This window comes from Ferrovum sp. JA12 (assembly GCF_001431705.1).
Classification (GTDB): Bacteria; Pseudomonadota; Gammaproteobacteria; order Burkholderiales; family Ferrovaceae; genus PN-J185.
In genome coordinates this window covers 836,154-852,200 of the sequence record NZ_LJWX01000001.1, presented here as the reverse complement: position 1 = coordinate 852,200, position 16,047 = coordinate 836,154, and the positions used below count along the sequence as shown (strand labels likewise).

General features: G+C 42.5%; 11 protein-coding genes. 5 read left to right on the top strand and 6 right to left on the bottom strand.

The features are described 5' to 3' along the window. The first annotated feature begins 188 nt into the window (after window positions 1-188). Window positions 189-983, top strand: coding sequence for a type I methionyl aminopeptidase (gene map, locus FERRO_RS04435; protein ID WP_056929631.1), 795 nt, complete (start codon window positions 189-191; stop codon window positions 981-983). Beyond that, a complete protein-coding gene (locus FERRO_RS04430; protein WP_160318100.1) occupies window positions 980-3,541 on the top strand; it encodes a [protein-PII] uridylyltransferase in 2,562 nt (853 codons plus the stop codon). Before map ends, FERRO_RS04430 begins: the two co-directional genes overlap by 4 nt. Window positions 3,542-3,591: 50 nt before the next feature. Here the strand turns inward: FERRO_RS04430 and FERRO_RS04425 are convergent, their stop codons facing one another. The 6 genes from FERRO_RS04425 to smc all read right to left on the bottom strand — a co-directional run bounded on the left by FERRO_RS04425 (window position 3,592) and on the right by smc (window position 13,520). After that, the gene (locus FERRO_RS04425) at window positions 3,592-5,391 is read right to left on the bottom strand and encodes a DUF5666 domain-containing protein (RefSeq protein ID WP_056929629.1); all 1,800 of its coding nucleotides are present in this window, start codon (window positions 5,389-5,391) and stop codon (window positions 3,592-3,594) included. 98 nt (window positions 5,392-5,489) lie between these two features. Beyond that, window positions 5,490-6,017: a peptide deformylase gene (gene def, locus FERRO_RS04420; protein ID WP_056929628.1), complete on the bottom strand. Its 528-nt coding sequence runs from the start codon at window positions 6,015-6,017 to the stop codon at window positions 5,490-5,492. Beyond that, complete coding sequence (gene galU, locus FERRO_RS04415) at window positions 6,007-6,885, bottom strand: UTP--glucose-1-phosphate uridylyltransferase GalU (protein WP_056929627.1); 879 nt, start codon at window positions 6,883-6,885, stop codon at window positions 6,007-6,009. Before galU ends, def begins: the two co-directional genes overlap by 11 nt. A gap of 8 nt (window positions 6,886-6,893) precedes the next feature. Next, entirely contained in the window at window positions 6,894-8,900 is a 2,007-nt protein-coding gene (gene ligA, locus FERRO_RS04410) for an NAD-dependent DNA ligase LigA (protein WP_056929626.1), read from the bottom strand. Next, on the bottom strand, window positions 8,900-9,973 hold the full coding sequence (locus tag FERRO_RS04405; protein WP_056929625.1) for a cell division protein ZipA C-terminal FtsZ-binding domain-containing protein: 1,074 nt from the start codon (window positions 9,971-9,973) through the stop codon (window positions 8,900-8,902). Before FERRO_RS04405 ends, ligA begins: the two co-directional genes overlap by 1 nt. Before the next feature lie 16 nt (window positions 9,974-9,989). Beyond that, window positions 9,990-13,520 (bottom strand): chromosome segregation protein SMC, encoded by a 3,531-nt coding sequence (gene smc, locus FERRO_RS04400; RefSeq protein ID WP_160318099.1) that lies wholly within the window; start codon window positions 13,518-13,520, stop codon window positions 9,990-9,992. 71 nt (window positions 13,521-13,591) lie between these two features. On the opposite strand from smc, the gene queF reads away from it, so the two are divergent. The 3 genes from queF to dapD are packed head-to-tail and all read left to right on the top strand — an operon-like array spanning window position 13,592 to window position 16,043. Further along, a complete protein-coding gene (queF, locus tag FERRO_RS04395; RefSeq protein WP_056929623.1) occupies window positions 13,592-14,020 on the top strand; it encodes a preQ(1) synthase in 429 nt (142 codons plus the stop codon). 2 nt (window positions 14,021-14,022) lie between these two features. After that, window positions 14,023-15,213 (top strand): succinyldiaminopimelate transaminase, encoded by a 1,191-nt coding sequence (dapC, locus tag FERRO_RS04390; protein WP_056929622.1) that lies wholly within the window; start codon window positions 14,023-14,025, stop codon window positions 15,211-15,213. Window positions 15,214-15,221: 8 nt separating this feature from the next. Beyond that, window positions 15,222-16,043 carry a 2,3,4,5-tetrahydropyridine-2,6-dicarboxylate N-succinyltransferase gene (dapD, locus tag FERRO_RS04385; protein ID WP_056929621.1) on the top strand — a complete coding sequence of 274 codons (822 nt, stop codon included), beginning with the start codon at window positions 15,222-15,224 and terminating at the stop codon, window positions 16,041-16,043. Window positions 16,044-16,047: the final 4 nt, after the last annotated feature.

Below are 16,047 nucleotides of genomic sequence, written 5' to 3'. Positions count from 1 at the left end.
GCACCCTAACATGTTGTCGGCATGAGTCGTTAAAATTGAGCTAATAGTTTAAGCCCATCGTTTTTTTAAGTAATACACCAATATGTATGTATTAACAAAAGCCCTTTATTTTAGCACTTTCAGGGGTTGCTTTCAAGAAATAGCCACTAAAATGCTATAATCATTGGAAATTTATAACCGGTAACCCCATGACAATACATATTAAAAACAATGAAGAAATAGCGGCAATGCGCATTGCTGGCCAACTAGCTAGCGAAGTGCTTGATTATATTAGCCCTTTTGTGAAAGCGGGGGTATCAACAGGAGAACTTGATCGGCTATGCCATGACTATATGGTCGACGTACAGCATACCATTCCCGCCCCCTTGAACTATTGCCCCCCGGGATACTCTCCTTATCCAAAATCCATTTGTACCTCCGTTAACCATCAGGTTTGCCATGGCATCCCAGGTACTAAAGTCTTAAAAAATGGCGATATTGTTAACCTTGATATTACCGTTATCAAAGATGGCTTTCACGGAGACACAAGCCGAATGTTTATTGTGGGTGAAGGGAGCGTGCAAGCACAGCGTTTATGTCAAGTGACTTTTGAGTCCATGTGGATTGGTATTGAACAAGTGAAACCCGATGCTTTTTTAGGTGACATTGGGGCGGCCATTCAAACCTATGCTGAAAATGCTGGGTTTAGTGTAGTCAGGGAGTTTTGTGGTCATGGTATCGGTAAAGAATTTCATGAGGATCCTCAAGTTTTACACTATGGCAGAAAAGGCTCAGGATTAAAACTCCGACCAGGTATGATTTTTACCATTGAACCTATGATTAATGCAGGTAAAAAAGACATCAGACAGTTGGCTGACGGATGGACAATTGTCACGGCTGACCACAGTCTCTCGGCGCAATGGGAACACACTGTTTTAGTCACTGATACAGGTTATGAGGTATTAACCCACTCTGCAGGATGTCCACCACCCCCCACACTATGACAAATATTGACGTAAAAGAAATTAGACAACACCTTGCTAGGCAAAAAGAATCCTTAAAAGAACAGTATTATTTAAATCCTAATCCTCATTCACTATTGAAAAGATGGACAGAAGTTGTCGACAAGGTCTTAAAACAGATCTGGCAAGCCTATCATTTTACTGGTGAAATGAGCCTAGTAGCAGTTGGGGGATATGGTCGTGCTGAATTATTCCCTTTCTCGGATATTGATTTACTTCTATTGATTGAAAACAATTTAAATCAAGAGGATTCCGAAAAGATCGAATCACTTATTAGTTTGTTTTGGGATATTGGTCTTGAGGTTGGGCACAGCGTGCGGACAATAAAAGAATGTCTAATGGTGGCTCAACTGGATATTACAATTGCCACTACCCTTATTGACTCACGCTTGGTATGCGGACAAATAAAACACATCATACAATTGCAAAACAGTTTGTTTACCACCTTAGATTTAAAACAATTTATTGCTGACAAAATTAAAGAACAACAAGATAGACACCACAAATATAATGATACAGCCTTTAATTTAGAACCTCACATTAAAGAAAGCCCTGGAGGGATAAGAGATTTACATTCTATTATTTGGTTATCATGGGGGGCGGGCTATGGCAACACTTGGCAAGATCTAATTAAAGCTGGAATTTTATTTGAACCAGAAATAAAAAAAATAAAAACGTTAATTAAATATCTTGCTAACCTAAGAATACGACTTCATTATCTTACTAAAAGACGTGAAGATAGATTGCTTTTTGATTATCAAAACCCCCTAGCAGAGGAGCTCGGATTTAAAGATAAAGACAATCGTCGTGCCAGTGAGTTGATGATGCAACAATACTATCAAATTGCAAAATCTGTATTAATCATCAACACCATTATCATTGAACAGGTCAAAACACACATCACCCATACACAAGGATTTAGCCAACAACAGACTTTATCCACACATTTTATTCGCCAGAATGATTTACTAGGAACTATTCCTGAGAATCTTTTTAGCCTAAAACCTCAATATATTTTTGAGGGTTTTTTGATGCTTCAAAAATATCCAAAACTGCGGGGTTTTACACCCAGCGTCATTAGGGATTTGTGGCGTGCACAAAAATTAATCAATCATTCATTTCGTGCTAATCCTGACAATCAAGCCCTGTTTATGGAAATTCTGCGGCAGCCCTTAAGGACAGCCGAGGTATTAAAGCGCATGAATTATTTCGGCATTTTGGGCAGATATATCCCTTCATTTGGCAAAATTGAAGGGCAAATGCAGCATGATTTATTTCATGTTTATACCGTCGATGAGCACATTCTTCGTGTATTAACAAATTTAAGACGCTTTGCAGTCCCGCAGTATGATCATGAATTTCCCTTTTGTTCGATCTTAATGCGTCAATTTGACAGAGTTGATCTCCTTTATATCGCCGCACTATTTCATGACATTGCTAAGGGCCGCGGTGGGGATCATTCAACCTTAGGGTGTGTGGATGCTCAAGCCTTTTGCAACACCCATTGCTTGTCTAAGCCAGATACTGATTTGGTTACATGGTTGGTGGAAAATCATTTACGCATGTCTTCGGTAGCACAAAAACAAGATTTATCAGATCCTGAAGTCATAGAAAAATTTGCCTACAGAACACAAGATAAAAGACACCTCACGGCTTTATATCTTCTCACCGTAGCTGATGTCAGGGGGACGAGTCCCAAAGTATGGAATGCTTGGAAAGCAAAATTACTTGAAGATCTTTATCGATTAACTGAGCGCTATTTTTCAGGGCATCAAACGGATATTGATACGGAAATTGAAGATAAAAAGAAAAAAGTTGAATACACATTAAAGCATTATGGTTTAACTAACCCAAATCAAATCAAACTCTGGCAAATCGTAGACTCTCACTACTTTCAACGCTATGACGAGAAAGAAATCACTTGGCAAGCCAGATCTCTTCAAGGGGTCATAGAGGTTAAAAGATCCGTTGTTAAGGCTCGCTTGTCGCCCTTGGGTGAAGGAATCCAAGTACTCATCTACGCTCCAGATCAAACGGCATTGTTCGCTCGAATCTGCGGTTATTTTGAAAAAATAGCCTATACCATTCAGGAGGCAAAGATTCATACTGCCCTCAATGGCTATGCACTAGATACCTTTCAGATAGTTCATCGCAGCGCAGAAAACGATCATTATCGTAATGTGATTAAACGTATCGAAGAAGAATTGCAACAAAGACTTGAACAACAAAGCCCCCTTGAGGCGGTTCTTAATTCTCGAATTTCAAGACATCTACAACATTTCCCCATCACAGTGATGGTTCATTTTGGCGAGAGAGAGCGAAATCAAGATCGATCCTTAACCATCGTGGCGGGTGATAGACCTGGACTACTGTATAGAATTGCCCGAGTATTGGTAGAGCACCAAATTAGTTTAAAAAGTGCTCGTATAAATACCCTTGGAGAGAGAGTTGAAGATATTTTCATTCTTGATGATAAAGGTTTAGAACGACTTGATATCCGAGACACTATTCGCCAAGAATTAATTGATGCGTTAACGTAACAGCACCCAAGGTATTCTTTATCTTGGGTGCTGTTAGGCTTTCCTGATTATTAGTTATCAAACCCTCTAAACCCTAAATTCCCACCTCCGTTGTCACTGTGTTCGCCCAAATGATTAAGGGCGTTACTCAGTAACGTGGTTTGTGGAATGACCGTCAACACCCCACTAGTCACAGTAGTATCAATAGTTGTTGAGTTTGCGCTATTCAAGGCCCCCACAGCGGTAACATAGTCGCCAACGTTGACAGTCAAATTAGTTTGGGAATAATTAATAGTGATGCCCTGTACGGTGAATGGTGTGATCACTCCACCTACGGCTCCAGAAGTCGCGAGACCAGAGACGCTGACAAAACCTGAAAGGGGTGCTTTAATTACATTAAAACTATTGACACGGCGATTAGAGGAGGCATCAACATAAGTGGAGACAACTACGTATACAGGGGTTATTGTTAATTGACTGAGGTAAGTATTAAAGTTGTTGATATTAAAGGCGGAAAACTGAGTAGCCGTTCTATCAGCGATCTCTGTATTGCAATCCACAATCATTGATTGACCCAATAGGCTTATTGTGTAGGCAGGCAATGAACTCGAACAGTTTGTTGATGCATTGGCGCCTTGAGTGATACCAGAGATGGTAATAGGTGCTGTGTAGATTGTCCTTGATAGAGAAGAGGAGATATCCGACTGTATTGAATTAGCAAGAATCGTTCCGTTGGTTTGTACAGTACCAGTTAATTCCACTTTTGAACCCACCACTGGAAGCTGAACACTCAGAGCGCTACCATCAACCGTTACACCACGAACCACAAAGGTGCTTCCCGAGACAGAGGATACGGTTCCTTCAATTTCTACTGTTTGACTAACTTGTAATGTGGCCCCTCCAGGATTAAGGGAATTCGCGCCACTCGAAGCATTCACCACATTAGGTAAAAATACATTAGTACTTGGCGCAACAAGCCCCCGGGCCGATACGAAACTGCCGTTTGTAATAAACGAGCAACTACCTTGGGTGCCGTTGAGTGTACAAATCGGCGTGGAACTTGATGTGGATAAATTAAGTGTTTCCCCACCAATTGTATAAGTGGTGCCATTGCTAGTGGTGGATACCGTCACTATACCTGACACCTTAAATGGATATAACTCTGTGGAAGTCTGATTATCCGTAACAAACGCCTGCGTAAAAATAGGATTGGTCTCATCCCAAGCGCTAACCATCGTGGCTACAATTTGAACCTGGGAAGTTCCAGATACAGCATAGGAGTAACCATAGACAATCACATAGGAACCATTTGTTGTGCCACTGGTGGAAACTAGATTAGATTGTCCTGTAATAACCGTTGGACTGCAGGTATTAGTGGAGACGCAAGCTCGTTTATCCACAAAGGCTGTACTGGAAGTCACTTGAACACTCTGCCCCATGACAGTAATGGTGCCAGCAGTCAGATCACTTGCATCCACATAGCCCCTAACCAATGGCGCAATTCTGACCTCTTTCGCTACTGGAAGTGCATTAGTACTGTTGGTGGCAGAATTTACTGCTACGGTCATACCCACTTCAGGGGAGAGTAAACCGCTTGTTGCTAGAGCGCTGTTTGATGAATTACCAAGAATTCCCGTATCTGCATCCACAAAATTGGCAGAATTGGTATCAAACTCATGGCCATTAACAAAGACACTACCCAGAGCTGTAACAGTACCGTTGGAAACACTTGCTGTGGACTGCAAAGCTGTAGGCGTTGCAGAGCTACTGGTGGTTGTTCCTCCCCCACCGCCTCCGCCACAGGAAGCCAAACCAATCGTCAATAACATCACAGCTGTGACCACCCATTTTCGATCTGCGCAGAACTTCATGATTGCTCCCCTTTTCGCGTTAGCTATACATGGGAATTTTACCCATTTTTTTATAGAATGCAAGAGGATACTAAACGTATTTCAAAAATTATTTAAAATCAATCGTCTGGAGTATCTATTCCGAGTTCTTGAGAAAAACCAAAAGTATTAAAGTCGCGTATTCTCATGGGATAGAGAACACCATCCAAGTGGTCACATTCATGTTGAACAACCCGTGCATGAAAGCCTGAAACAGTTCGATCAATCACCTCACCTCTTTCGTTCATGCCTTGATAACGCAAATGGCTGTAACGTGGTACTCGACCTCTTAAGCCAGGGACAGAAAGACAACCCTCCCAATCCTCATTCATCTCTACAGACAAAGGAGTAATAGTAGGATTAATGAGGACAGTCATCGGTACCTCCTCAACATCTGGATAGCGCGAATTATGTTTTACACCAAAGATAACTACACGCAAACTCACGCCAATTTGAGGTGCTGCTAATCCCGCACCATCTAAGTGAGCCATGGTGTCAAACATATCTGTCAATAATGAGAGCAGAAAAGGATCGTCTACGTTTTCCACTGGTTTTGCAATTTCTTTTAAGATGGGATGTCCCATCCTCAACACTGGTCTAATTGCCATAGGACCCTTCGTGCTGTTTCAACCATTTCAGAAATTGCTGCCCAACTTCATGGTGTCTCACTCCAAAGGCTATTGTGGCTTTTAAATACCCTAATTTACTACCACAGTCATAACGGATACCTTCGAAGGGGAGCGCCAAAACATCCTGATCTTTTAGCAAACTAGCAATACCATCGGTGAGCTGTATCTCACCACCGCTACCTGGTTGAACTTGTCTTAAATAATCAAAAATTTCAGGGGTCAGCAAATATCGACCAACAACGCCAAGAGTTGATGGAGCTTTGTCAGGCTCAGGTTTTTCTACAATTTGGATAATTTTTTGCAACGTATTTTTTTCTTGAGTAGCCACAATACCATACTGTTTTGTTTCCTCTCGCGCCACCTGTTGAACACCCAGCACCGAGGAACCCGTTTGATTATATAAGTCAACCATTTGCCTTAAAACAGGCTTCTTGGAATCAATCAAGTCATCGGCCAATAAAATCGCAAAAGGCTCATCACCCACCAAGGATTCTGCACACAAAATAGCATGCCCTAAGCCTAAGGCCTCTGGTTGCCTTACATACACACAGCTGACATTTTTAGGAAGTAAACCTCTTATGTTTTCTAAAAGTGTCGTTTTTCCTCTTTGCTCAAGCTCTGCCTCCAACTCATAAGCCTTATCAAAATGATCCTCGATCGCTCTTTTTCCACGACCCGTAACAAAGATCAGCTCAGTTATGCCCGCAGCCACTGCTTCCTCGGCTGCATATTGAATTAACGGCTTATCCACTATGGGGAGCATTTCTTTAGGACTGGCTTTGGTTGCAGGCAAAAAACGACTACCTAATCCTGCCACAGGGAACACGGCTTTTCTAATGGGTTTCATTTAATTAATTATCCTAATCCAATTAACTCTATCAATTCTTGCTCATTGAGTATGGTAATACCTAATTCATGAGCACGATCTAATTTACTTCCTGCCTCACTACCTGCCACGACAAAATGTGTTTTAGTAGACACACTGCTGGCAACCTTCCCGCCCACTTGTTCAATTTTAAGCCTGGCTTCATCACGGCTTAAATGAGGAAGTGTCCCCGTTAATACAAACACTTTCCCCGCAAAAGGAAGATGTTGTATGGGTTCAATCTTTGGCCAATAAATCCCCGCTTGGAGTAACTTATTAATGACTTCACTATTATGCTCTTCTGCAAAAAAATCATGAATAGACTCTGCAATAACAGGCCCCACATCTCTTACTGCCAGCAACTCCTCTTGCGAAGCTTTCATTAATTGATCTATTGTACCAAAATGAGTCGCCAGATCTTTGGCCGTGGTCTCGCCCACATTACGAATACCTAAAGCAAAAACAAACCGAGGAAATGTTGTATTCTTACTGCGCTCAATTGCCGACAACAAGTTATCAATAGATTTCTGTCCAAAAAGAGGTAGTTGCATTAATTGATCATTTGAGAGCTCATAAATATCTGCAGGAGTATTTAATAAACCTAACTCAACAAATTGTTCAACACGTTTATCTCCAAGCCCTTCAATATTCATAGCGCGGCGATGACAAAAATGAACTAAAGCCTGTTTTCTTTGGGCAGGGCAATATAGCCCTCCAGAACAACGTAAAGTCGCTTCATCTTGTAGACGATATACATGGCTGCCACATACCGGGCAACCTGTTGGCATAGTGAATGGTAAAGATAATGGGGAGCGCTTATCCAACATTACCTTCACCACTTCCGGAATCACATCGCCCGCTCGCCTGACCCAGACACTGTCCCCCACCCGTACATCTTTTCTTTTTAGCTCATCTTCATTATGCAAAGTAGCGTTTGTAACGGTAACCCCACCCACAAAAACAGGTTTTAACCGAGCCACAGGAGTGAGCGCACCAGTTCTTCCAACTTGGACATCAATAGCCAATACTTCCGTCACAGCCTCTTCCGCTGGAAACTTATGAGCAATAGCAAATCGTGGGGCTCTCGAGACAAAACCTAGCTGTTGTTGAAGCATGAGATCATTCACTTTATAAACCACTCCATCAATTTGGTAAGGCAAAGAGGGACGTAATGTGTTTATCGTTTTGAAATAATCTAATAATCCTGATACTCCTAATACTGTTTTTCGGATATCAGCAACTGGAAAATGAAGGGAAATCAACCAATCCATTAGTGATGAATGTGAGCTGAAATCGCCCACTCCTTGAGCCACACCTAAACCGTAGGCAAAAAAAGATAACTTACGTTGTGCTGTCAGCGAGGGATCTAGTTGGCGCAAGCTCCCTGCTGCTGCATTGCGTGGATTAGCAAACAACTTTTCTCCAGACCTTTGCTGATTGCGATTCAATTGCTCAAAGTCTTTCTTCAACATCAGTACTTCACCGCGTACCTCCAAAAGAGGGGGAGCCTCTTTACCATATAATCTTAATGGGATGGAACGAACTGTTTTCAAGTTAAGCGTCACATCCTCTCCCCTCGCGCCGTCGCCTCTCGTACTTCCCTGTATAAAAAGTCCGTTTTCATAAACTAGATTTACCGCAAGACCATCAAATTTTGGCTCACAGACATACTCAACTTCGTTGACTTGTAGAGCTTCCCTAATGCGACGATCAAAGTGAATGATATCTTCTTCAGAAAACCCATTATTGAGTGACAACATGGGTAGCCGATGTGGGACTTCAATGAATCCCTCCTTGGGAGCCGCTCCCAATCTTTGAGTGGGAGAATCGGTTGTTACATACTGGGGATAATATTGCTCAAGATCCAATAATTCTTTAAATAACAAATCAAATTCCGCATCCGTAACAGAAGGTTGATCAAGGGCGTAGTATTGATAGTTATACCGATCAATAAGCTCTTTGAGCTCCTGTATTCTCTTGGCAATTAAATCTGTCATTACATTGAAAAAAGCTTTTTAGCTACAGCCTCACCTGGAGTGATACCGAACTCATTCATCTCGAGGTGAATTTTATCCATCTGTTTTTTGATACGTTCAATTTGCTTTATTCCTAAGGGCTTGAGATTATCGTCCACGACTATGCCGCCGAAATTTGCAACCAATTCATTCGCGCAGGTAAAGGCATCAGTAATAGCTTCTGCAACATCCCTAATTTGCGGAACATCAATAATAAATGTGAGCCCTTTTAACAAGTTCGGATCAGTCTCGATATCCAGAATGGGTTTTAGATCTTTATCTCCTAAGGTATAGAGCGCCTGAGAAGAAGCATTAAACGCATGAAAAAGTCCATCATCTTCAAGCGATAGCCCTTTTTCAAGAAGAAAATTTTTCACACCGCTCATCGATACAGTTGTCTTTTCACCGAACAAAATATTAAGCCCTATCATGATGTCCACCTTGGCACAAAACTCTTCAATTGTTTTGGCCCGCTCAAATAGCTCTTTCTCACGATGGGAGCGGATGGTTAGATGAAGCCCTGTAGCAAACAAGGTTAGGCTAGCTATGACCTCTTGCCATCTGGTTTCTGTTAAAGGTCCAGAGCGACTTGATACAGGCATGATCACTCTGAGATATCGATAGGTTTGTGATGAATCAAACTTTTCTAGATCAACCCAACTCTCAGAATCTGTTTCATAAACTTGCCAGTTTACACTGCCGTATAAACCCTTAATAGATTGAATAGCTTGTACAAGTGGTCTGTACTGGAGATCCTCCTCAGCAGAAAACAACACAGACCACTCAAATTTAGAGTTAACCTCTTCAACTTGCTTTAACGAAATAGGAGTGTCACCCTTCTTGAGATGACTGGCTTGGGTCTCCCTCTCATGACCTGCCAACCTGATAAGTGGTTCATCATCTCCCTCAAAGGATCTCGAGCTAACAGGCGCAGCTTTTGGTTCATCGTTAATGATTGTTTTTTTATAACGATAGGCTTGCACGCGACCTATAAAGAGAAAGACAATAACCAGCACAACTCCCATAATAATTAGATATATTTGTAAACTGGTCATTCTTATCCCTTATTAATCAAACTGAAAGTGTTTCAGTTAAACGTATAGCCTCGTCCACATCAACGGCTACCATTCTCGATACTCCCGACTCAGCCATGGTGATACCCACTAACTGTTGAGCCATTTCCATGGCAATTTTATTATGAGTAATAAACAAAAACTGAGTAAACTCAGACATTTTAGTCACCAGCTTCACAAACCGCTCAGTATTGGCGTCATCTAATGGCGCATCCACTTCATCAAGTATACAAAATGGAGCAGGATTAAGTTGAAATAATGAAAAGACTAAAGCTAAAGCAGTTAAGGCCTTCTCACCACCTGATAACAAATGTATTGAAGTGGTTTTTTTACCAGGGGGTTGAGCTATTATTTGAATTCCCGCATCCAAAATCTCATCTCCAGTCATTTCAATTCGTGCATAGCCACCAGCAAACAAAGATGGAAACAAAGTACTAAAACTTTCATTCACTTGGTTAAAGGTCGCGTTTAACTGCTCTCTGGTGTCACGATCAATTTTTTTCATGGCGTTTTCTAGTGTCTCAACAGCCTCTTGTAAATCGGCCTGCTGAGAATCAAGATATGTTTTTCTCTCTCGTGAAGATTCTAATTCAACCAAAGCCGCCAAGTTAACTGGTCCTAGGGCTTCGATATCCTTCTGAACCTTAGTGATATCAGCTTGCAGAGTGGAAGTTTTAACCCCCTTTTCTAACTGGGCCGCTAACACTGTCTCATCCGCATTATTTTCCGCCAAGATCAAATGGGCTTGCTCTACACCAAGACGAGCTTCTTGTTCCTTTAAACGCAAATCACTTAATTTTTCTCTTAAGGGGTCTAGTTGCTGCTCTAAACGTAATCGATTTTCTTCAGTGTCACGCATTAGCGCAGCACAATTATCCAAATCAATACGCGCCTGTTTTAATGTAATATCAACTTGCTCTCTAACCTGCAATGCTTGCTGCAGGCTGGCCTCTGTTTGCTCTATAGAAATGGTATCAAGGTGTTGTTGCAACTCCTGCAAACGAGGCTCTTTATAACGTAAACTGTCAATCACAGCCTGATGATTATGATTAATCATCTCAATCTTTGATTGAGCCGTCTTGAATAAATAAGTAGATTCCCGTTCAGCCCCAGTGGCAGCTTGAAGTGCTTTGCGACACATTTCAAGACTTTGATCCGCATTCTTTGCCGCGGCATCTAAATCAAAAAACTGTTTTTTTACGCCTTGTAAGCCATCTTCAAAAGCTTTAATGTCGGCGGTATAACGATTCAATAAAGTGTTTTCCTCGGCGTGCTTGATGGCAATCTCATTTAACTCTACTTGCAACTGTTGCTGACGTTGTTCAAAGCGCAGCTGTTCAGCCTGTAAACGCGAACTTTCCACTTCTAAGTTTCGCAATTTATTACTTTCATAACGTAAACTCTCACTGCGTTGAGTGAGCTGATTTTTTACCTCCACCAATGTCTCTTCGGCAAGCAAGGCCTCCTTCTCAACCCTCACACTCACAACCAGTAAACGTTCTTTTTCTGCGAGCAACTCCTCAATCTCACGGGCTCTAGTAATCGCTCCATGAACCTCAATCTGAGGGGCAAAAAATTCCACGGTAGAATGCGTGACGCAATGACCTTGCACAGTCACCAATATGACGTCTTGAGGTAGGCTTTCCATTAAAAGAATAGCTTCTGTTAAGGACTCAACGACGTATACGTCATCTAACCATTGCCTTAGTAAACCTTGAAGGGACTGCGATTTAGCAGTCACCGCCGTAATAAGTCGGGTACCCCAAAGCTCATTTTGTATGACGGCAGACTCATAGGGTCGCGCCGAAGCCTTGAATAAACTAAAACCTAGGGGCAGACGATTCTCTCCCCAGTCAATCACCGGATTAAAATCCTTGACCTCCAACGCACGCAGACGGTGCTTTAATACCGCTTCAAGCGCTGTTTCAAAATCTGGCTTCACATCAAGCAATTGCCACAGCAAGGGTAATTGATCTAAACCATGCGCTTTGACTAATTCATTGGCATTCGTAGAGGTGGCAATTTTTTGTTGTAGTCCAATTAATGCTTTTAACTGTGCATCAATGTTTGCAATCTGTTTTTGATGTTGCTGGAGTACCACATTGGCGGAACGAACCAGCGTTTCGCAACGCTTAACCCTCAGATCTAAGGAACTCACCGTAACGCTTAAGATACTCAGCTTCACCTCTCTCTCACGTACTTCTGAACGCAAACGATTGAGTTCTGATGAGTCCGGAGCTGTTAAAGAGGTACGTTCTTTATCTAATCGCTGTTGACGCTCCTCGTACTGCTGCAACAAACGCATGCCGGCGTTGTAGTCTGATCGCGCCTTAGTTAATTGACTCTCTGTTTTAACTTGCTCTTCACGAACCATGTTCAAAGCTTGTCTGGCTTGCTTGGCTTGCTGTTCTGCCTGCGGTAACTGCGTTTGAGCATCCCTTACTCTGGCGAAAGCTAACTCAGTGAGTTCCTTGGCCTTAGCAAGCTCTCCTTGGTGCTGTTGTAATGATTGTTCATCGCTGTGCAAGCGTTGCTTGGACTCATTAATCTCTTGATTAAGGCGAGCTATTTCCGCCTCTAAACGTTTTTTCTCATTACGTAACACATTGAGCTCACTCTCAATACGCGACACATCACTATTGGCCTGAAAGACGTGACCTTGGGCAACATTTACGGAGTCAGATGTGTCATGATGCTCTTGCCGGATGAGCTCAAGACGTTTCTCTGTTTCTCTTAAATTAGCAATTCGTTCATCTAATTCGTTCTGAACTTTTTCCAGCTCTCTTAGAGCTCTCTGTCGGGTATTTTCAGCATCTCTTTTTCTGGCGTAAAGTAATAAGTTTTGTAAGTTTGATAGCTCAGATTGCAAGCCTTTATATTTTTCCGCAACAACCGCCTGCCCCTCGAGCTTTCCAATCTGATTGTCTAACTCTCTTGAAATATCTGCTGTACGAGATAAATGACCTCTTGCATCGTTTAAACGCAGCTCGGTTTCACGGCGGCGCTCTTTATAGCGTGAAATCCCTGCCGCCTCTTCCAGAAAAACTCTTATTTCCTCAGGTTTTGATTCAACAATACGCGAAATCATCCCTTGCTCAATAATAGCGTATGCCCTAGGCCCAAGACCGGTTCCCATAAATACGTCCTGTACATCCTTGCGTCTCACATGGGTGTTATTGATGTAATAATTGGATACCCCATCGCGAGCGAGAACACGCCTTACAGAAATTTCGGCATACTGTGACCATTGCCCTGGCGCTCGGCCATCCGCGTTATCAAAAACCAGCTCTACGCTGGCCCGGCCTTGAGGTTTACGATTAGTCGTCCCACCAAAAATCACATCTTGCAGAGTTTCACCACGTAGCTGTTTTGCTTGTGACTCCCCAAGCACCCATCGAACGGCATCAATAACATTAGATTTTCCGCAGCCATTGGGTCCTACAATACCAACCAATTGACCGGGAACGGGAATCTGTGTTGGTTCTGCAAAAGACTTAAATCCTGCTAATTTTATATGTTTTAAATGCAATTTAACGCCAGCCACTAAAAAAGGGGTTTAAAATAGTGATTTTACCTTATCCCGCGTATAGGACAACAACTATGGCAAACGAACCAAGTAAACAATTAGACACTTTTGTTAACCCGTCTCCAGAAAGAGATTATCTGATTCACATGGAAATCCCTGAGTTTACTTGTTTATGTCCCAAAACAGGGCAACCTGATTTCGCCTGGTTTACTTTAGATTATGTACCTGACCAAAAGAACGTAGAGTTAAAGAGCCTTAAATTATACATGTGGTCCTATAGAAATGAAGGAGCCTTTCATGAGGCGGTCACAAATAAGATCTTGTCAGACTTGGTCAATACTTGCCAACCACGGTTTATGAGACTTTTAGCCAGATGGTACGTGCGTGGGGGCATTTATACTCATGTGGTGGTAGAGCACACAAAAGAAGGCTGGATACCCAAAGTCACTATTCCACCCCTGGCATTCAGTCAAGAAACACCTTTAACACACACCTTTGGTTAAACATGAACCCTCGTTTAGACTTATTGCAACCCTACCCATTTGAACGCCTGCGAGGCTTAATGAAAGGGATCGCAGGGAACACCACACTACCCTTTATTGCCTTGTCGGTGGGGGAACCCCGCCATCCTACTCCGCAATTTATTAAAGAGGCATGGCAAAGAGAAGCATCAGCACTGGCTTACTACCCCACCACACTCGGCCATGAACAATTACGAGTCAGTATTAGCCAGTGGATTAGCAAACGCTTTAAGGTAGACCAGCTCGACATAAATTCTCAAATCATCCCCACCCTTGGGAGTCGTGAGGCCTTGTTTTCAATCATTCAAGTGCTAGTCAACACCGAGGCAACGAAGCAATATGTTATTTGCCCTAATCCGTTTTATCAAATCTATGAAGGTGCTGCACTGTTAGCGGGGGCGACACCTTATTTTGTTAATTCTAATTCCATTCATCATGAGATCGATTACTCACAAATTGATCCGGCAATTTTAAAACAAACCGCCGCGCTATTTGTGTGTTCCCCAGGCAATCCCACTGGGAAGGTTATGACTCTCGAGCAATGGCAAGCGTTATTTAAACTGTCCGATCAATATCACTTCACCATTATTAGCGATGAATGTTACACAGAAATTTATCCCGATGAAACCAACCCACCAATAGGAGCCCTGACGGCCTGTCAAATGCTAGGAAGGCACCATTTTGATAGATTAATCGTCATGAGTAGCTTATCCAAGAGATCAAATATTCCTGGCATGCGTTCCGCCTTTGCAGCAGGTGATGCTAATATCCTTAAATCATTTTTACTGTACCGAACCTACCATGGGAGCGCCATGAACCCTGCTATTCAAAAAGTCAGCGAACTGGCTTGGCAGGATGAAGAACATGTTATCGAAAATCGGCGTTTATACCGAGAAAAATTAACTATTTTTTATGATATTGTAAACAGCAGTATTGCCTTAGAAAAACCTGAGGCCAGTTTTTATTATTGGATAAAAACACCCATTGATGACGTCCTCTTTACGCAGCAACTGTTTGCTAAATATCACGTACAGGTATTACCTGGAAGCGTATTAGCAAGAGAACATCAGTCTATTAACCCTGGCAAAGATCGTGTGCGCGTAGCGTTAGTGGGAAGCCTTGAGGAAACCATTGACGCCGCACACCGAATTAAAGAATTTGTTTCACAACTTTAGGAAACCCAATGATGAATTTGCAACCACTTATTGAAGAAGCATTTGAACAACGCACAGAGTTTACTCCCACAAATGCCCCCAGCAATCTTAAGCAAGGAATTGAAGAGGTAATTCATGGATTGGATACGGGGACTTTACGTGTTGCCGAGAAAATTAATCATGAGTGGGTCACCCATCAATGGTTAAAAAAAGCAGTGCTACTATCCTTTAGGCTACGCGACAACACCATGAGTGAAGGGGCCTTTACCCGTTATTGGGATAAAGTGGATAGTAAATTTAGCTCCTATGAGGCAGCTGATTTTGAACAAGGTGGTTTTCGTGTTGTGCCGCCGGCAAGTGCTCGACGTGGAAGTTTTATTGCTAAAAACGTAGTATTAATGCCCTCCTACATCAATATCGGGGCTTTCGTAGATGAAGGAACCATGGTAGATACTTGGGCTACGGTAGGGTCCTGCGCCCAAATTGGTAAAAACGTTCATTTATCAGGAGGAGTTGGGATCGGTGGAGTGCTAGAGCCGGTGCAGGCGAATCCAACCATTATTGAGGATAACTGTTTTATTGGGGCGCGTTCAGAGGTAGTGGAAGGAGTTATCGTGGGAGAAGGATCGGTGATTTCAATGGGTGTTTACATTGGTCAAAGTACTAAGATTTTTGATCGCGAAACTGGCTCCGTCACCTATGGGAAGATTCCCCCAGGTTCTGTGGTTGTCTCGGGTAACCTGCCTTCAAGTGACGGGACATACAGTCTTTATTGCGCTGTCATAGTCAAAAAAGTGGATGCTAAAACAAGAGCGAAAACCAGTATTAACGAGTTATTACGCGGCGATTAAGGAC